Source organism: Fuscovulum sp., from assembly GCA_035192965.1.
Lineage (GTDB): Bacteria > Pseudomonadota > Alphaproteobacteria > Rhodobacterales > Rhodobacteraceae > Paragemmobacter.
In genome coordinates this window covers 3873556-3891891 of record CP136571.1, presented here as the reverse complement: position 1 = coordinate 3891891, position 18336 = coordinate 3873556, and the positions used below count along the sequence as shown (strand labels likewise).

General features: G+C 66.6%; 19 protein-coding genes. 13 read left to right on the top strand and 6 right to left on the bottom strand.

Translation table 11 applies throughout. The features are described from left to right. The first annotated feature begins 55 nt into the window (after positions 1-55). Positions 56-256, top strand: a complete 201-nt coding sequence (locus RSE12_19060; GenBank protein ID WRH62434.1) for a hypothetical protein — start codon at positions 56-58, stop codon at positions 254-256. A gap of 10 nt (positions 257-266) precedes the next feature. Here RSE12_19060 and RSE12_19055 read toward each other — a convergent pair whose 3' ends face one another. The 3 genes from RSE12_19055 to RSE12_19045 form a co-directional block, all read right to left on the bottom strand. Further along, positions 267-452: a zinc-finger domain-containing protein gene (locus RSE12_19055; protein ID WRH62433.1), complete on the bottom strand. Its 186-nt coding sequence runs from the start codon at positions 450-452 to the stop codon at positions 267-269. 76 nt (positions 453-528) lie between these two features. Continuing rightward, positions 529-1305: a TIM barrel protein gene (locus RSE12_19050; GenBank protein ID WRH62432.1), complete on the bottom strand. Its 777-nt coding sequence runs from the start codon at positions 1303-1305 to the stop codon at positions 529-531. Further along, a complete protein-coding gene (locus RSE12_19045; protein ID WRH62431.1) occupies positions 1306-1881 on the bottom strand; it encodes a DUF1285 domain-containing protein in 576 nt (191 codons plus the stop codon). Between the two features lie 84 nt (positions 1882-1965). On the opposite strand from RSE12_19045, the gene RSE12_19040 reads away from it, so the two are divergent. Genes RSE12_19040 through RSE12_19025 form a run of 4 tightly spaced genes read left to right on the top strand, consistent with a single transcriptional unit; the run spans position 1966 to position 8739 of the window. Further along, positions 1966-2970 (top strand): MoxR family ATPase, encoded by a 1005-nt coding sequence (locus tag RSE12_19040; GenBank protein WRH62430.1) that lies wholly within the window; start codon positions 1966-1968, stop codon positions 2968-2970. Positions 2971-2999: 29 nt separating this feature from the next. After that, on the top strand, positions 3000-3866 hold the full coding sequence (locus tag RSE12_19035) for a DUF58 domain-containing protein (GenBank protein WRH64870.1): 867 nt from the start codon (positions 3000-3002) through the stop codon (positions 3864-3866). Next, positions 3866-6664: a DUF4159 domain-containing protein gene (locus tag RSE12_19030; protein WRH62429.1), complete on the top strand. Its 2799-nt coding sequence runs from the start codon at positions 3866-3868 to the stop codon at positions 6662-6664. The genes RSE12_19035 and RSE12_19030 overlap by 1 nt, the downstream gene beginning before the upstream one ends. After that, positions 6661-8739 (top strand): hypothetical protein, encoded by a 2079-nt coding sequence (locus RSE12_19025; protein WRH62428.1) that lies wholly within the window; start codon positions 6661-6663, stop codon positions 8737-8739. The genes RSE12_19030 and RSE12_19025 overlap by 4 nt, the downstream gene beginning before the upstream one ends. Here RSE12_19025 and RSE12_19020 read toward each other — a convergent pair. Continuing rightward, entirely contained in the window at positions 8723-9412 is a 690-nt protein-coding gene (locus RSE12_19020) for a DUF599 domain-containing protein (GenBank protein WRH62427.1), read from the bottom strand. The genes RSE12_19025 and RSE12_19020 overlap by 17 nt on opposite strands. Before the next feature lie 98 nt (positions 9413-9510). On the opposite strand from RSE12_19020, the gene RSE12_19015 reads away from it, so the two are divergent. The 7 genes from RSE12_19015 (at position 9511) to RSE12_18985 (ending at position 16594) form a co-directional block, all read left to right on the top strand. After that, positions 9511-10944, top strand: a complete 1434-nt coding sequence (locus tag RSE12_19015) for an FAD-linked oxidase C-terminal domain-containing protein (GenBank protein ID WRH62426.1) — start codon at positions 9511-9513, stop codon at positions 10942-10944. 123 nt (positions 10945-11067) lie between these two features. Continuing rightward, complete coding sequence (locus RSE12_19010; GenBank protein ID WRH64869.1) at positions 11068-12159, top strand: FAD-binding protein; 1092 nt, start codon at positions 11068-11070, stop codon at positions 12157-12159. A 1-nt stretch (position 12160) separates the two neighbouring features. Beyond that, complete coding sequence (locus tag RSE12_19005) at positions 12161-12472, top strand: hypothetical protein (GenBank protein ID WRH62425.1); 312 nt, start codon at positions 12161-12163, stop codon at positions 12470-12472. Positions 12473-12481: 9 nt separating this feature from the next. Beyond that, positions 12482-13771, top strand: a complete 1290-nt coding sequence (glcF, locus tag RSE12_19000) for a glycolate oxidase subunit GlcF (protein ID WRH62424.1) — start codon at positions 12482-12484, stop codon at positions 13769-13771. A 305-nt stretch (positions 13772-14076) separates the two neighbouring features. Beyond that, entirely contained in the window at positions 14077-14868 is a 792-nt protein-coding gene (locus RSE12_18995) for a trypsin-like peptidase domain-containing protein (GenBank protein WRH62423.1), read from the top strand. Positions 14869-15023: 155 nt separating this feature from the next. Next, positions 15024-15497 carry an Hsp20 family protein gene (locus tag RSE12_18990; GenBank protein ID WRH62422.1) on the top strand — a complete coding sequence of 158 codons (474 nt, stop codon included), beginning with the start codon at positions 15024-15026 and terminating at the stop codon, positions 15495-15497. Between the two features lie 266 nt (positions 15498-15763). Next, complete coding sequence (locus tag RSE12_18985; GenBank protein ID WRH62421.1) at positions 15764-16594, top strand: trypsin-like serine protease; 831 nt, start codon at positions 15764-15766, stop codon at positions 16592-16594. Positions 16595-16667: 73 nt separating this feature from the next. Here the strand turns inward: RSE12_18985 and RSE12_18980 are convergent, their stop codons facing one another. Both RSE12_18980 and RSE12_18975 read right to left on the bottom strand, forming a co-directional pair. Continuing rightward, complete coding sequence (locus RSE12_18980; GenBank protein WRH62420.1) at positions 16668-17192, bottom strand: peptidoglycan-binding domain-containing protein; 525 nt, start codon at positions 17190-17192, stop codon at positions 16668-16670. A gap of 123 nt (positions 17193-17315) precedes the next feature. Next, entirely contained in the window at positions 17316-17585 is a 270-nt protein-coding gene (locus RSE12_18975) for a hypothetical protein (protein ID WRH62419.1), read from the bottom strand. 111 nt (positions 17586-17696) lie between these two features. Between RSE12_18975 and RSE12_18970 the strand changes: the two genes are divergently transcribed. Continuing rightward, the gene (locus RSE12_18970) at positions 17697-18335 is read left to right on the top strand and encodes a TetR/AcrR family transcriptional regulator (protein ID WRH62418.1); all 639 of its coding nucleotides are present in this window, start codon (positions 17697-17699) and stop codon (positions 18333-18335) included. Position 18336 lies beyond the last annotated feature (1 nt).

The following is an 18336-nucleotide window of genomic DNA, read 5'->3' as shown; positions in this document are numbered from 1 at the left end:
TGCCGGGGACAGGGTGCGGGAGGATGCCGCCATGTCCGACGGGCGGGGGGATGGCATGCGTCGACTGATGGGGGCTGTTCTTGGGTTTCTGATAGGCGGCGGGGTGGTGCTGGCGCTTGGCCTTGCGCTGCCGTCGGTCTTTTCCATCAGTCAGGCGGAAGGGGCCTATGCGATGGGGGTGGTGTTCTTCTGGGCGCCCATGGGCGCAGTGGTCGGCGCGATTGTGGGCCTGATCCTGGGCAATCTGCGCAGCTAGGGCCGTGCGATCAGTGATCGTCATGGGCGTGATCGCGGTCGATCACGTAGCGCTTGTCGCAATAGCCGCATTCGACCCAGCCGGTATCGCGCGCGATGGTCAGCCAGACGCGGGGATGGCCCAACGCGCCTTCGCCCCCGTCGCAGGCCACTTTCCAGGTGGTGACGACTTCGGTTTCTGGGGCGTCGATGGGCATGGGGCGACCTTTCGTTTCGGTGGCGGTCTTTTACCCGCGCGGGCAGGGGCGGCACAAGAGGGTGTTGGCGTGGGCGTCACGCCCCGATGAGCCTTGCCCGGCCTTTGAGCGCGGAAAGCCACATCAGCCCGTGCACGGTGGCGCGGGAGGGAAGGTATTCGGCGGAAATCCAGCCGGGATAGGCAGTCTGGTCCAGTTCGGCGCAAAGGCCGGTCAGATCGAAACCGCCACCGCCGGGTTCGTTGCGGCCGGGGAAACCTGCGATCTGGATATGGTTGACGCGGGCCTTGTGGCGCGCCCAGACGGCATCTGCATCGCCGTGGATGCGCGCGGCGTGCCAGAGATCGAACTGGATGCCCAGATTGGGCAGGGCAAGATCGTCGATGATGCGGGCGGCCTGATCGAAATCGTTCAGAAAGTAGCCCGGCATGTCATCCGTATTCAGCGGCTCGATCGTCAGGGCAATGCCCGGCGCCTGTTCAGCAGCCCAAGACAGGTTGTCGCGATAGGTCGCCTCGGCCTGTTCGCCGCGCGCAACGCCCGCCATGACGTGGATATGCGACGCACCAAGGGTGGTGGCGAGGTCGGCGGCGCGCAGGAAGCTGGCGCGGAACACCTCTTCCGCGCCGGGGACGGCGGCATGGCCACGGTCGCCAAAGGCCCAATCACCGGGATGGGTGTTGATGAGCGCGACGGGCATGCCCGACAGGGCAGACTGCCAGTCGCGCGGGGGGTGGTCATAGGGAAACAGCACCTCGATGCCGTCGAACCCGGCTTCGCGCGCCAGATCGGGGCGCGCGAGCATCGGGACTTCGGTAAAGAGCATCGTCACATTCGCGGCGAAACGGGGCATTCAGGGGAGGTCTTCCGAGGGAATCATCGGGAAGAACCTGCCCCATGACCACAGACCAAACCAGTCTTTTCCCTCGATCCGTTCATGAACGCACAAATCGACCATGCGATAAAAGGATTTCCGGTCGATCAGAGCCTCTAGCCCCGCGCGGATGTGGATGTAGGGCGACGGCTCGCCCGTGGCGGGATCGCGGTCCACGCGCAGGGCGTGATCGGCGTCGAGCGGCACGCTGTCGCCCACCTGCGTGGTGACGGTGATCGTCTGGTCCTTGCCTTGGCCTGCCGTGTCGAAATCCACCGCGACGAAGGGGGCGTCATCGACGAGGATGCCCACTTTTTCCACCGGGGTGACGAGGAAATACTTGTCGCCTTCCTTCTTGAGGATGCCGGAGAACAGCTTCACCAGACCTGGCCGCCCGATGGGCGTGCCTTCATGGAACCATGTGCCATCGCGGGCAATGCGCATGTCGATATCGCCGCAAAAGGGCGGATTCCACAGATGCACCGGGGGCAACCCCTTTTTCGCAACGGCCTGTGCCGAAGCCGCGAGCCCTTCAGCGGAGGGTTTCACAATCATTTGTCCGCTCATTGTTTTTGCCATTTGTGCCGGACGGGATAGTTCGGTCTAATGCGATCATATAACTGCGCGAGGAGCAAAGTCATGACTGATGCAAGCGAACTTGTCGCGCGGATCGAAGGTCTTGGGGAACAGTTGGCCGCGGCCAAGGCATCCATCAACCGCCGTTTCATCGGGCAGGAGAAGGTGGTTGATCTGGTGCTGGCCTCTATGCTGTGCGGCGGTCATGCGCTGCTGGTGGGGTTGCCTGGGCTGGGCAAGACGCGGCTGGTGGATACGCTGTCCACCGTGATGGGGTTGAAGGGCAACCGCATCCAGTTCACGCCCGATCTGATGCCCGCCGATATTCTGGGGTCCGAAGTGCTGGAGACGGCGGCGGATGGCAGCCGGGCGTTTCGCTTTCTGGAAGGGCCGATCTTCTGCCAGTTGCTGATGGCCGATGAGATCAACCGCGCGTCGCCGCGCACGCAATCGGCGCTGCTTCAGGCGATGCAGGAGCGCGAGGTGACGATTGCCGGTCAGCACCGCCCGCTGGGGCGGCCGTTCCATGTGCTGGCGACGCAGAACCCGATTGAACAGGAAGGCACCTATCCCCTGCCCGAGGCGCAGCTGGACCGGTTCCTTGTGCAAGTCGACGTGGATTATCCCACGCGCGAGACGGAGCGCGATATCCTGATTGCCACCACCGGGGCCGAAGAGGCCGAGGTGCATCAGGTGTTCACGGGCGAAGAATTGCTGGCGGCGCAGCAGGTGCTGCGGCGGATGCCGGTGGGTGATCAGGTGGTGGAGGCGATCCTTGATCTGGTGCGGTCCTGCCGTCCGGGCGAACCTGAGGGGCGCGAACTGGCGGATTCCTTGAGCTGGGGTCCGGGGCCGCGCGCGGCGCAGGCCCTGATGCTGACGGTGCGGGCGCGGGCGCTTTTGGACGGGCGGCTGGTGCCTGCAGTGGCGGATGTGGCGGCGCTGGCGCGGCCTGTGCTGACGCATCGGATGGCGCTTTCCTTTGCGGCGCGGGCGCGGGGCGAAAGCCTTGCCGGGATCATCGACCGCACGGCCAGCCGCAAGCTGGGGCTTGAGGCGGCGGCGTGACGGAGACCACTTCCCTTTCCGGCGGCGATCTGCGTGGCGATCTGCGGCAGCGGGCCGAAACGCTTGGCCAATCGCTGCCGCCCTTGCTGGCCGAGGCGGAATTGCTGGCATCGACCATCATGCTGGGCGAGCATGGCCGCAGGCGGGCGGGGCAGGGCGATGAGTTCTGGCAGTATCGCCCCACCCATGCCGGGGATTCGGCGCGGATGATCGACTGGCGGCGGTCGGCGCGGTCGGATGCGACATTCGTGCGCGAACGGGAATGGCAGGCGGCGCAATCGGTGACGCTGTGGGTGGACCCGGCGAAATCCATGGCCTTTACCGGGGCCAAGGGGCGGGCAGAAAAGGGCGACCGCGCGCGGCTTCTGGCGATGGCGCTGGCGGTGCTTTTGCTGCGCGGGGGGGAACGGGTCGGGTTGGCGGGTGGCGGTGTGCCGCCGCGGCCGGGGCGCGGGCAGTTGCTGCGCCTTTTGGTGGCGCTGGAGAGCGGGGGCGAGGCGGATTACGGCACGCCTGATGCCACGGGTATCGCAAGCCATGGGCGGGCGGTGTTCCTGTCGGATTTCATGGGCGATATGGCCGGGGTCGAGGCGGCGCTGGGCCGCGCATCCGACCGGGGCGCGCGGGGCGTGCTGTTGCAGGTGCTGGACCCGGCGGAGGAGGATTTCCCCTTCGACGGGCGGACGATCTTTGAAAGCATGGGCGGCACCGTGCGGCATGAGACGCTGCGCGCGGGCGATCTGCGCGCCCGCTATCTGGCGCGCTTGGCAGAGCGCAAGGACCGGCTGGCGATGCTGGCCCGCGCGGTGGGGTGGCATTACCAGTGCCATCATACGGGCGATGCGGCGCAACCGGCGCTGCTGTGGCTGTATCGTGCGCTGGAAGGGGGCCGCTGATGTTCATGCTGGGCCCAGTCGGATTTGTGACGCCTGTGCTGCTTTGGGCGCTGGTGGCCTTGCCTTTGCTATGGCTGGTGCTGCGCGCCGTGCCGCCTGCGCCGATCCGGCGGCGGTTTCCGGGCGTTGCGCTGCTGCTGGGCTTGCAGGACGAGGATAACGAGACGGACCGCACGCCGTGGTGGCTGCTGCTGTTGCGGATGGTGGCGATTGCGGCGGCAATCATCGCCTTTGCCGGGCCGATCCTGAACCCGCGTGAGCGGGTGGCGGGCACGGGGCCGCTGTTGGTGGTGATGGATGGCGGTTGGGCCGATGCGCGCGATTGGGCGCGGCGGGTAGAACGGGCCGGGGCGCTGGTCGAGGAAGCCGGGCGCGACGGGCGGACGGTGGCCGTGGTGCGGCTGACCGATGCGCCGGGCGAGATTGCCTTTCAGGCTGCCGATGCCTGGGCAGGGCGGGTGGCCGCGCTGACGCCGCAGGCGTGGTTGCCGGGCGATCTGGCGGGTTGGGCCGAGGCGCTGCCGGATGAGGGGTTTGAAACCTTCTGGCTGTCGGATGGGTTGGACAGGCCGGGGCGATCCGATCTGTTTGCAGCGCTGGACGCGGCGGGGGATGTGACGGTGTTCCAAAGTCCGCGCCCGGTGCTGGCGTTGCATCCGGCCGGGTTTGCCGATGGGGCGGTGCAACTGGCCGCAAGCCGCCTGCCTGCGGGCGATGCGCTGGAGGTGGAAGTTGTGGCGCGCGGGCCTGATCCGGCGGGGATCGAACGAGAATTGGCGCGGGTGACGCTGGGCTTTGGTCTGGGCGACGCGCGGGGCGAGGTGGCGCTGTCGTTGCCGCCGGAATTGCGCAACCGGATTACGCGCTTTGAAGTGGCGGGGCAGCGGTCGGCGGGGGCAGTCAGCCTGACGGATGACAGCCTGAAGCGGCGCAAGGTGGCGCTGATCGGCGGGCGGGCGGACAATGCCGAAGGGCTGCAACTGCTGTCGCCCACGCATTACCTGCGGCAGGCGCTGGAGCCTGTGGCGGACCTGATCGACGGGTCGTTGATGGATGTGCTGCTGGCGAACCCGGATGTGATCGTGCTGGCCGATGTGCCCGCGCTGACGCAGGATGAACAGGATGCGGTGCTGGGCTGGCTGGATGGCGGCGGGCTGCTGTTGCGCTTTGCCGGGCCATTGTTGGCGGCATCAGAAGTATCGCGCCTGTCGGAAGACCCGCTGATGCCGGTGCGCCTGCGCGAAGGTGGGCGGACAGTGGGCGGGGCGATGAGTTGGGGGGAGCCCAAGACGCTGGCGCCTTTCGTGGAGGGGTCGCCCTTCTTTGGCCTGACGGTGACGGATGAGGTAACGGTCACGGCGCAGGTGTTGGCGCAGCCGGACCCGGAGCTTGCTGCGCGGACAATTGCGGCGCTGGAGGATGGCACGCCTTTGGTGACGCGCAAAGAGGTGGGGCAAGGGCAGGTGGTGCTGTTCCACGTGACCGCCAATGCGGAGTGGTCGACGCTGCCCTTGTCGGGGTTGTTCGTGCAGATGCTGGAACGGATGGCCGTGTCCACACGGCCCGCAACGCCGGGGGCCGAGGATCTGGCCGGTCAGGTTTGGGTGCCCGAGGTGGTGCTGGATGCCTATGGCGTGCAGGCCGAGGCGGGCGAGATGTCGGGGGTTGAGGGCACCGCTTTGGCCGAGGCGATTGTCGCCGGGCCGGGGCCTGCGCTGCCGCCGGGGTTGTATGCCGGTGCGGATCGGCGCGTGGCGTTGAATGCGGTGGGGGCGGATACGGTGCTGGAAGCGGCCGTCTGGCCTGCCGGGACACCCGTGGAAGGGTTGGAGATGGCGCAGGAGCAGGTGTTGAAGGGCTGGTTCCTGTCGGCGGCGCTGACGGCGCTGATGATCGACATTCTGGCCGCGCTGTGGATTTCGGGCAAGCTGTCGGGGCTGCGTCGCGGGGTGGCGATGCTGGCCGTGGTGATGCTTGCGCTGGCGGCGGCACCGGGGGTGCAGGCGCAGGATGCTCCGCTTGAGGCGCTGGACCCCGAGGAAGAGGCGCTGGCGCTGGAGGCAACGACAGCGGTGGTGCTGGGTTTTGTGCAGACCGGGGACGCGTCTCTGGATCAGGTGGCCGAGGCGGGCTTGCGGGGTTTGGGCGAGCGGTTGTGGGAGCGCACGTCGATCGAGCCGGAGGCCCCGGTGGGCGTGGATATCGAACGCGATGAGCTGGCGTTCTTTCCGTTCCTGTATTGGCCCGTATCCACCAGCCAACCGCTGCCTTCGGCCAATGCCTATCGCAAGTTGAATGATTATCTGCGCACGGGCGGGATGATCCTGTTCGACACGCGCGATTCCGATCTGGCGCGGTCGGGTGGCAGCACGCCAGAGGCGCTGCATCTGCAACGCATCGCGGCAGGGCTGAACATTCCGCCGCTGGAACCTGTGCCGGTGGATCATGTGCTGACGCGGACCTTCTATCTGTTGCAGGATTTTCCGGGCCGGTTCGGTGGTGCGCCTGTGTGGGTAGAGGCCGCCCCTCCCGATGCCGAACAGGTGGAGGGGATGCCGTTCCGCAACCTGAATGACGGGGTGACGCCGGTGGTGATCGGCGGGAACGATTGGGCCGCAGCCTGGGCAGTGGATGAGATGGGGGTGCCCATGTATCCCGTTGGGCGCGGTTTTGCCGGGGAACGGCAGCGCGAGATGGCAAACCGCTTTGGCGTGAACCTTATCATGCATGTGCTGACGGGGAATTATAAGTCGGATCAGGTGCATGTGCCTGCGCTGCTGGAAAGGCTGGGGCAATGACGGCTGCGCTGACACTTGATCCGCTGGTGCCGTGGCCGGTGCTGTGGGGCTTGGCGGCCTTTGCTGCCGTTCTGCTGGCCGTGGCGGTGTGGCGGGGCCTGTCGGGTTGGTGGTTGCGGGGGTTGACGGCGCTGGTGGTGCTGGCGGCGATTGCCAACCCTTCCTTGCAAGAAGAGGAACGGGCGGCGCTGTCGGATATCGTGCTGCTGGTGGTGGATGACAGCGCCAGTCAGGGGCTGGGTGACCGGGCCGCGCAGGTAGAGGCCGCGATTGCCGGGGTCGAGGCCGAGGTGGCGCGGCTGGAGAATACCGAACTGCGCATACGGCGGTTTTCCGACGCGCCCGAGGATGGCGGTTCGCTGGCCATGACGGCGCTGGCGGAACTGCTGTCGGAAGAACCGCGCGCCCGTGTGGCGGGGGCGATGATCATTACCGATGGGCAGGTGCATGATGTGGAACTTGCCCCCACCTTGCCCGCGCCGCTGCATGTGCTGCTGACGGGTGCGGCGCAGGATTGGGACCGCCGCCTGATCGTGAAGAACGCGCCTGCCTTTGCCATTCTGGGCGAAGAGGTGATGCTGACCCTGCGGATCGAGGATCAGGGCGCCGCGCCGGGGGCCACGGATGTGGACCTGACGATCACGGTGGATGACAGCGAGCCGCAGACGTTTCGTGTGCCGGTCGGCGAGGATCTGGATCTGCCCGTCACCCTGCCGCATGGCGGGATGAACGTGTTGCAGTTTTCCACCCCGCAAGCCGAGGGTGAATTGACCGACCGCAACAACGCCGCCGTGGTGCAGATCAACGGGGTGCGGGATCGCCTTCGGGTGCTGCTCGTATCGGGCGAGCCGCATGCCGGGGAACGGGTGTGGCGGAACCTGCTGAAATCGGATGCGTCGGTCGACCTCGTGCATTTCACCATTCTGCGGCCGCCGGAAAAGCAGGACGGGATTCCGGTGACGGAACTGTCGCTGATCGCCTTTCCGACGCGGGAATTGTTCGTGGAAAAGATCGAGGAATTCGATCTGATCGTGTTCGACCGATACAGGATGCGGGGCATCCTTCCGATGTCCTATCTGGAAAACGTCGCGCAATATGTGCGCAACGGCGGCACGGTGCTGGTGGCGGCGGGGCCGGAATTTGGGGCGGTGGATTCGCTGTGGCGGTCGCCCTTGGCCGATGTGCTGCCGGTGGAACCCACCTCGCGGGTGACCGAGGGCGGCTTCCGCCCGGCGCTGACCGATCTGGGGCGGCGCCATCCCGTGACCGAGGGGCTGGAGGAATTGGCGCCCGAAGGCGGCTGGGGCCGTTGGTTCCGGCAGATCGACGTGATCCCGCGCGCGGGGCAAGTGGTGATGTCGGGTGCGGATGACCGTCCGCTGCTGGTGCTGAACCGGGTGGATGAGGGGCGGGTTGCGGTGCTGGCTTCGGACCACGCCTGGCTTTGGGGCCGGGGGTATGAGGGCGGCGGGCCGCAGTTGGAGTTGTTGCGGCGGCTGGCACATTGGATGCTGAAGGAACCCGAGCTTGAGGAAGAGGCGCTGACCGCCACAACCACGGGGCAGGAACTGACGGTGCGGCGGCGATCGATTGCCGAGGAACCGCCGGGTGATCTGACGATCACGGGGCCGGATGGGGCGGTGGTGGTGCTGCCGATGCCCGAAGTTTCGCCGGGGCGGTATGAGATGGTCTGGCAGGCACCGATGATGGGGCTGTACCGGCTGGAGCAGGGCGATCTGACGCGGGTGGTGGCGGTGGGGCCATCTGCCCCGCGTGAATTCGTGGAAACCATCGCCACGGTTGCGGTGCTGGAGCCGGTGGTGACGCCCACGAATGGCGGCATCCTGCGGCTGGAAGAGGGCGTGCCGGACATTCGCGCGGTGCGCGAGGGGCGGCCTGCGGCCGGGCGCGGCTGGGTGGGGATCACCCCGCGTGGGGCCTATGTGACGCAGGATCTGACCATCGCGCCGTTGTTGCCGGGATGGGTCTGGCTCCTGCTGGCGGCGGGTCTGGCGATTGCGGCGTGGTTGATCGAAGGGCGGCGCGGCGCGAAGCGGATCAGCGCTTCAGCATGACATCGCGGGAATGCGACGCGAATTCGCGTCGCATCAGGACGGCGGCGCTGGCAAGGCCGGCAAAGATCAATCCGTAGGGGCCGAACAGCCACCCCAGCGCGCCGAGCGCGAAATAGATCGACCGCAGGCCCCGGTTGAAGCTGCGCGCGCCGGTGATGTTGATTTCCGCCGCCTGCCCGGCGCGGATTGCGGCGTTGGGATCGGTGATGTTGTTGGGCACTGCCCCCATCAGGATGGAGCAATAGCCGAACAGCCGATGCGCCCAGATGAATTTCAACAGCGCATTGGCAAGGAAGGCGATGACGAGGATGATCTTCATTTCGATCAGCGGGCCGGCCTGACCGAGGGTCAGGTCGGCGGCCAGACCCTCGACCCGGTCGGAATTGCCGATCAGCGCCACACCACCGCCGATGGCGATCATGCAGGCCGAGGCGAAGAAGGCCGTGCCTTGGCGAAGCGAGTCGATCAGGGTGGCGTCGAAGATGCGGGGTTGGCGGGTGACAAACTCGCCCATCCAATCGCGGCGGTATTGTTTCATGATGACCGTGACCGATGGGAACCGCGCGGGCGGGTTTTCGATGATCCAGCCGCTGGCCACCCAGAGCAGGATGTACGCCGCCACAGCGATCAGATCGGGTGCAGTCAGGCTGCCGATATGGAAGGGTATGGTCATGGGTTGATGGTTAGGCGCGGGAATGGCGCTTGTCAGCCCGGTAAATTGGTTATATCTTTTTACCAATTCTGCGACGCCCTAGCAAAAGGACCGATCCCATGGAAATGCCCGTTCCCGATCCGGTGATCCTTGCCAAACGCGCGCGGATCGTGGCGCGGCTGGCCGAAGTGCTGCCTGCAGATGCGCTGATCACCGACCCGACCGAGACCCGGGCCTATGAATGCGATGCGCTGACCGCCTATCGCTGTTTGCCGATGGCGGTGGTGTTGCCGCGCACGACCGAAGAGGTCGCCGCCGTGATGCGCGCCTGCCATGAGGAAGGCGTGAAAGTGATCCCGCGCGGCGCGGGCACGTCGCTGGCGGGCGGGTCGTTGCCCACCCCTGATGCGGTGGTGCTGGGTGTGGCGCGGATGAATGCGGTGATCGAGACGGATTATCCCAACCGGTTCATCCGGGTGCAATCGGGGCGGACCAACCTTTCCGTGACCGGCGCGGTGGAGGCGGAGGGGTTCTTTTACGCGCCCGATCCATCGAGCCAGTTGGCCTGTGCGATTGCCGGGAATATCGGGATGAATTCCGGAGGGGCGCATTGCCTGAAATACGGGGTCACCACCAACAACCTGCTGGGCGTGACCATGGTCACCATGGCGGGTGAGGTGGTGCAGGTGGGCGGGCCCTATATGGATGCGGGCGGGCTGGACCTGCTGGGGGTGATCTGCGGGTCTGAGGGGCAGTTGGGCGTGGTGACGGAGGCGTGGCTGCGCATCCTGCCCAAGCCCGAGGGCGCGCGCCCGGTGCTGATGGGGTTCGGATCGAACGAGGTGGCGGGGGCATGTGTGTCCGACATCATCAAGGGCGGGCTGCTGCCGGTGGCGATCGAGTTCATGGACCGCCCCTGCATCGAGGCGACCGAGGCTTTTGCCAAGGCGGGATACCCCGATTGCGAGGCGCTGCTGATCGTGGAGGTGGAGGGAAGCCCCGCCGAGATTGATGAACAGCTTGGCCGGATCAAGGCGATTGCCGCGCCGCACAATCCGGTGGCGTATCGCGAGGCGGCAAGCGAGGATGAGGCCAAGCGCATCTGGCTGGGCCGGAAATCGGCCTTCGGGGCGATGGGGCAGATGGGGGATTACATCTGTCTGGATGGCACGATCCCGGTATCGGAACTGTCCTTCGTGCTGCGCCGGATTGCGGAATTGTCGGACGGGTACGGGCTGCGGGTGGCGAATGTGTTCCATGCGGGGGATGGCAACATGCACCCGCTGATCATCTTCAACGCCAACAAGCCCGGTGATCTGGACCTGGCCGAGGCGCTGGGGGCGGATATCCTGAAGCTCTGTGTCGAGGTGGGCGGCTGCCTGACCGGCGAGCATGGCGTGGGGGTGGAGAAGCGCGATCTGATGGATGTGCAATTCACGCGCGACGATATGGAGGCGCAGTTGCGGGTGAAGGATGTGTTCGATCCCGGCTGGCTGCTGAATCCGGCGAAGGTGTTTCCGCTCTATGTGACGGCGAGCCGTCGCGCGGCCTGAGAGTGCGGGACCGGGGGTTTCACACCCCCGGACCCCCGTGGGATATTTGAACAGAGAAGAGGGGGCAGGGCTTTCTCTTTCACCATCGGGCGCAGTGGGGCGCTGAAGGGATGAGGCGTGGCGATGCGACCGGGGAGTGAAGCGGAGCTGGCGGAGCTGGTGCGCGTGGCCAACGCGCCCTTTGTGCTGCGCGGGGGTGGCACGCGGGGGATTGGCGCGGTTGGACCGGGCGAGGTGATGGAAACCGGGGGGCTGGCGGGGATCACGCTCTATGAGCCCGGCGCGCTGACGCTGGTGGTGCAGGCGGGAACGCCCTTGGCGCAGGTGGAGGCGGCGCTGGCGGCCGAAGGGCAGCGGTTGCCGTTTGAGCCGCCGGACATGCGCGGGCTGCTGGGGCGCGCGGGCGAGAGCACCATCGGCGGGGTGGTGGCCGCCAATGCCAGCGGGCCGCGCCGGGTGCAGGCCGGGGCCTGCCGCGACAGCATGATCGGTCTGCGCTTTGTGGATGGGACCGGGACGGTCATCCGCAATGGCGGGCGAGTGATGAAGAATGTGACGGGCTATGATCTGGTGAAGCTGCTGGCCGGATCGCATGGCACGCTGGGGGTGATCACGGAGGTGGCGTTCAAGCTGCTGCCCGCGCCGGAAGTGGCGGGCACCCTGTGCGTGGACGTCCAGAAGGATGCGCAGGCGGTAGAGGCGATGGCGGCGGCGCTGGGATCGCCTTTTGACGTGACCGGGGCGGCCTTCTGGCCGGGGCGCGGGGTTTTCCTGCGGGTGGAGGGGTTTGAAACCTCGGTCCGCTATCGGCTGGGGGAGTTGACCAAGGCGCTGGCGCGGTTTGGTGCGGTGGATGAGGTGGATGGCGCGGTCTGGCAGGCGGTGCGGGATGTGGCGCCGTTTCATGGGCGCGAGGGCGATGTCTGGCGGCTGGCGGTGACGCCGTCCGAGGCGCCGGGGCTGGTGGCGCGGGCGGGGGCGGACGCGGTGATGTATGATTGGGGCGGCGGGCTGGTCTGGCTGCTGGTGGCGGCAGGGGTAGACCTGCGCGCGCGGCTGGGGCTGTTTGCGGGCCATGCGACGCGGGTGCGCGGGGCAGGCGGAGTGCCGGCCTTTCCGCCGGAGCCTGCGGCCCTTGCCGCGCTGTCGGCGGGGTTGCGGGCGAAGTTCGATCCGAAAGGGGTGTTCAATCCCGGTTTGATGAGGGCGGTCTGAGATGGGGGTCCTGCTGATCGCGTATCCGGTGGCGGTGTTTGTGTCGCTGTGCCTGTTGCCGCGTGCCAGGGCGGCGCTGGGCGTGGGGCTGGCGGTGGCGGCGCTGGGGATTGTCTGGGTGGTGAATGATCCGGCAGCGGATAACGGCGCGGTGCGGTTTCTGGTGAAGCTGGGGGCCGCGCCCGTGGCGGTGGCCGCGCTGGCGCAGGCGCTGCGCGGCGTGATCGCGCCGGACAGCCCGCGCTGGATGTGGCCCGCGCTGGCGGGCGGGGTGGCGCTGACGGCGGTCTTTCTTTTCTTCCTTCTGGTCTGAGGTGATCTGATGCAGACGAATTTCACCCCGGAGCAGCTGGCGATCCCGGCGCTGGCGCGATCGAACGAGATCTTGCGGTCTTGCGTGCATTGCGGGTTCTGCACGGCGACCTGCCCCACCTATCAGGTGCTGGGCGATGAGTTGGACAGCCCGCGCGGGCGGATCTACCTGATCAAGGACATGCTGGAGACGGGTCGCGCGGCGGATGCGCGGACGGTGAAGCATATCGACCGCTGCCTTTCCTGCCTGTCCTGCATGACGACCTGCCCATCGGGGGTGCATTACATGCATCTGGTGGACCATGCCCGCGCGCATATCGAGGCGACTTATAAGCGGCCCATCACGGACCGGGCGCTGCGGTTCGTGCTGGCCAAGGTTCTGCCTTATCCGATGCGGTTCCGGGTGGCGCTTTTGTTGGCCAAGATCGGCAAACCCTTTGCGCGTTTGATCCCGGATGCGCGGGTGCAGGCGATGCTGGAGATGGTGCCAAAGCGGGTGCCGCCCGTATCGCGCAACGACGACCCGCAGAGCTTTGCCCCGATGGGTGCGCGCAAGATGCGGGTGGCGCTGATGACGGGCTGCGCGCAGAAGGCACTGAACACCGATATCAACGATGCCACGATCCGGCTGCTGCGGCGGTTGGGATGTGAGGTGGTGGTGCCGCGTGGCATGGGCTGCTGCGGGGCGCTGACGCATCATATGGGGCGCGAGGCGGAGGCGCATGGATTTGCCGCCGCCAATATCCGCGCCTTCATGGCGGAAGTGGAAGGCGACGGGCTGGACGCCATCGTCATCAACACCAGCGGCTGTGGCACGACGGTTAAGGATTACGGCCATATGTTCCGCACCGAAGCCGAGGCCGAGGCGGCAAAGCGGGTCTCGGCGCTGGCCTGTGACGTGTCGGAGCTGTTGGCGCGGATCGGGCTGCCGCAGGGGGCGGCGAAGGGGCTGCGCGTGGCCTATCACGCGGCCTGTTCGTTGCAGCATGGCCAGCAGATCAAGACCGCGCCGAAAGACCTGCTGAAGCGGGTGGGGTTCGAGGTGGTAGAACCTGCCGACAGCCATCTGTGCTGCGGGTCGGCGGGGACGTATAACCTGCTGCAACCCGAGATTTCCAAAGAGTTGAAGGCGCGCAAGGTGCGGACGCTGGAGGCGAAGGCGCCGGATGTGATCTCGGCCGGGAATATCGGCTGCATGATGCAGATCGGATCGGGGACCGGGGTGCCGGTGGTGCATACGGTGGAATTGCTGGACTGGGCGACAGGCGGGCCGAAGCCGCGTGCCTTGACCGAGGCGTGACGACCTGGGGCGTGACGGGGCCAGTTGGGCGCAGGAAAATTCTGACACAGAATTTTGCACGATTTCTGGATCAGAAATCGTGGGGGCGCTGGGTGCGTTGGGCATCGGTTTGCGTGCGCTGCGCCTGGCTGCGCTGTCGATTGGGTATTTGGGCCAAGATGAAACGGCAGGGCGGTCGAATTGCATCACTGGGCTTGGGTATTCACCCGCGGTCTTGCGGTGACTGGACGGCGCGCGGGGGGGCTGCCAAACTTCTGCCGGAATGGCGGGGTAGCGGGAATGCGATCCCGGACGGAAGGTGTGGAATGCGCTTTGTTGCCCTTGTGCTGTCGTTGATTGCTGCCCCCGCCTTGGCCGAAGAGCCGAGCATGCGCGCCTTGCAGACGGTGCAAGAGGGCAAAGGCTGGCAGGCGGTGGGGCGGATCGAATTGGGCGGGCGGGGGTTCTGCACGGGCGCGCTGATTGCCGATGATCTTGTGCTGACCGCGGCGCATTGCCTGTTCGACAAGGAAACCGGCGCGCGCATCGACGAGGCGGATTTGCAGTTTCTGGCCGGGTGGCGCAACGGGCGGGCCGAGGCTTACCGCAATGTGGCGCGGGCGCTGGTGCATCCGGGCTATGCTTTTGACGTGGGCGAGGATCTGGGGAATGTCGGGGTGGATCTGGCGCTGCTGCGGCTGGACCAGCCGATCCGCCTGCCGCAGGTGACGCCCTTTGCCACCGACTGGTCGCCGATGATGGGCGAAGAGGTGGGGATCGTGTCCTATGCGATGGACCGGTCGGAAGCGCCGTCCTTGCAGGAGGTCTGCGAGATCATGGCGCAGCGCAGCGATCTGATGGTGTTGACCTGCGCGGTGGAATTCGGCGCATCCGGCGCGCCCGTCTTTGCGATGCGCGATGGCGAGGTGCGGATCGTGTCGGTCGTGTCGGCCAAGGCGGTGGTGGAGGGCAAGCCGGTTTCGCTGGCCGTGCCGCTGATGGAGCCGCTGGCGGTGTTGCAGGCGGAGATGGCGGCGGGTGCGCCGCGTGCCGCGCCGGGGCCGAAGGTGCTGTCCGGCGGGGGTGGCGGGGCGAAGTTCGTGAAGGTTGCGCCCTGACGCAGGTGTGACGGATGGGCTGGCGGGGGTCTTGAAACCCGGCGGGGCTGTTCCCAAATCGGGGGGGTACCGGTGCCTGCGACAGGGCCGGTGCGTTCCCCGCCCGTCCGATGAGGAGGGCATCACATAGCATCGCTCACTGGAGGATGACCCCTATGCGTAATCTTGATTTTGCGCCGCTGTACCGTGCGACCGTCGGTTTTGACCGGATTGCCGACCTGATGGATCGCGTGCTGACGACCGATGTCGCACAGCCGACCTATCCGCCCTACAACATCGAAAAGACCGCCGAGGATGCCTATCGCATCTCGATCGCCGTGGCCGGGTTCACGCCCGAGGAGCTGGGCGTCGAGGTGAAGGATGGCACGCTGGTGGTGACCGCCCGCAAGGCCCCCGAGGATGAGGCCAAGACCTATCTGCATCGTGGCATCGCGACCCGCGCTTTCGAGCGCCGCTTTGCGCTGGCCGATCATGTGCGCGTGACCGGCGCGGTGCATGAACATGGGATGCTGCACATCGATCTGGTGCGCGAAACGCCCGAGGCGTTGAAGCCCCGCCGGATCGAGATTGCCCGCACGGGGCAGGTGGCAGCGCCGGTGCTGGAAGGCACGGCGAATGTGACGAACTGATCCGCTGATCGCGGATCGGTAAAAGGGGGCGCCCCGGTGATGACCGGGGCGCCCCTTTTGCGTTCAGTAGATCAGGCTGTCATAGACGGTAGAGGTGCCCGAGGCGCTGTCGATGCGGCCTTGCCGGCCACGACCGGCGGCAGAGGCGCGATACCGCGCCATGGCCCCGACGCTTCCGTGACTCTGCCGCCATTTCGCCCGCTTCGCATGTCACGTCTGTGGCCAGAGTCGTGGCCAGAGTCGTGGTCAGTCATGGTGGATGGAGGATGCGGTTGCGTGGCGTTCTGATTTGGCTGGCCCTTTTGGCACAACCGGCACTTGCCGGGGATGGCAACCTGCGCCCGCTTGAGACCGGCGTGATCGCCGGGCGATGGGCGGCGGTCGGGCGCATCGACCTCGGGTCGAAGGGCTTTTGCACCGGCACCCTGATTGCGCCGGATGTGGTGTTGACGGCGGCGCATTGCCTTTACGACAAGGCGACGGGAGAGCCGTATCGTCCCTCGGACCTGACATTCCTTGCCGGATGGCGCGATGGCCGAGCCGAGGCCCACCGCGAAGGCGCGATGATTCTGCCGCATCCCGACTACCTCCCCGGTCTTGAGGACGGCAGCGAGGCGCAGATGAACCAGACCGGCAACGATCTGGGCCTGATAAAGCTTGCGCAGCCGATCCTGCTGCCGTCGATCACGCCCGCATCGACCGGGTCCTTTCCGCGGGGCGGCGACCGGGTGGAGATCGTGTCCTATGCGAAGGATCGGTCAGAGGCGGCCTCGATGCAGGATGCCTGTTCTGTGTTGGGCACCGAAGGCCGCGTTGCCGTGCTAGATTGCCCGGTGGATTTCGGCGCATCCGGTGCCCCTGTGTTCCGCGACACCGCCTATGGGTTTGAGGTGGTGTCGGTCATTTCCGCCAAGGCGGAGATGAATGGCAAACCCGTTGCCATCACCGTTCCGGTCGAAGGCGTGTTGGCCGACCTTTTGGCCCAGCTTGACCGCGCCTCGCGGGCGGCGGCGCCGGGGGCGCGGATGATTTCGGGCGCGCGCAGCGGCATGGGCGCGGGCGGGGCCAGATTCCTGAGGGTCGGTGAATCGCCCTGATCCGGTAGATGCCCCTGCCTGCGGGGCAGGGGCCGACACTCGCGGGGCGCCCAGAAAGGGTGCCCCTTTTTGTTCAGTAGATCAGGCTGTCATAGACGGTATAAGCGCCCGAGGCGCTGTCGATGCGGCCTTGCAGGCCACGGTCGGCGGCATAGGCGGCGACGGCGCGATAGGTGCCGGGGCCGAAGACGCCGTCGATGCCGCCGTTGTAGTAACCGGCGCGGGCAAGCTGGCGCTGGATCGCGCGGCGTTCCGACGGGCTATAGCTTTTGAAGGCCTGCGCGGCGGCGGTGGTGGAAAGGCTGGGCCGCACGGGCTGGGCGAAGTAGGCCGGTTCGCGCGGGCCGGGGGTATAGTATTGCGGCTGCTGATGCTGACGCGGCTGCTGGTAGTGGCGCGGTTCCTGATAATAGCGCGGCTGGGCCTGGGCGCGCTGGGTGTTCAGACCGTTGATGACGGTGCCGACGATGACGGTGGCGGCGACGCCCTTGAGGAAGTCGCGTTCGCGCTGGCCTGCCTGAACAGGCGCGGCGACCGTAGCGGCAAGGGCGATGGCCGCGATGGCGGCGGTGGTGGCGGTGCGGATCTTGGGCAGCATGATCGTTCCTTTCGGTGGGTCGGCGAAATGCCTTGCCTCCGACATGGGCCAAGTGCTGCTGCTAGGCAAAATCGCAAGGCTGATATGCGATAACAGGGCCTGTTCAGCGACGCGGCGGCAGTGCTATTGCCCGATCTTTGCCGGTGTCTGTGCCGGTGCCTGTGCCGCCCGTTCCAGCCATTTGGTCAACCAAGCCACGCGGCGGATCGCCTGATGCTTTGCGTCGATATCGCCCTGTGTCACCGGGTTGACGGTGATGGCATCGGCAAGGCGGTACAGTTCGGTGGCCACATCGGTGCGTTCAGCGGTGGTCAGGTTCAGAAGGCCATCGTCCATCGCCCGAAGGGCAAGGCGGCGCAGGTGTTCGGGCATGTCATCCACAATCTGGATCATCGGAGGTCCATCAAATTTTCATTTACATTGTAAGTGGAAATAGGAAGGATGGCCGGAAAGCGCAAGACATTGTCTTTGACAATTTCTGCATAGCGGCTACACCCCCACGTCATGACGCGCAGTTACACTCTTTCCGAACCCGCCCGCGCCCGCCGTGAGGCGCAGAAGCAATCCACCCGGCAGGCCCTGCTGGATGCGGCGCGCGCCATCGCGGCCGAGCGCGGGGTTGAGGCGATTTCCGTGGTCGAGGTGTCGCGGCGGGCCGGTGTGTCACACAGCCTGATCAACGCTTATTTCGACGGGAAGGTCGGGCTGATCGCGGCCTTGGTGAAAGGGGTCTATGGCGCGCTGCTGGAGCGGACCGAGGCGATTGCCGCCGGGCCAGGCAGCGAGGTGGACAGGCTGCGCGCGATCCTAGTGGATTGGGCCGCGTTCGATCTGGCCGACCCAAAGCTGTTGCGGGTCTTGCAGGCGCATGGCTGGACTTGGTCCGAGGCGGCAGAGGCCGCAAACCGCGCCGACCGACAGGCGTTTCTGGCCCCGGTGGGGGCGCTGATCCGGGCGGGGCAGGGGGCAGGTGTGTTCCGACAGACGGTGGCGCTGGAGGATGCGCTGCCGGCGATCTGGGCCATCTATACCGTGGGGATGCGCGATGCGGTGTTTGCCACGCCGGTGCCACCCCCCGAAGACGCAGTCGCCGCGATCTGGGGTCAGATCGCGGCGGTTCTTGATGCGGTGTCGAAACGCTGAC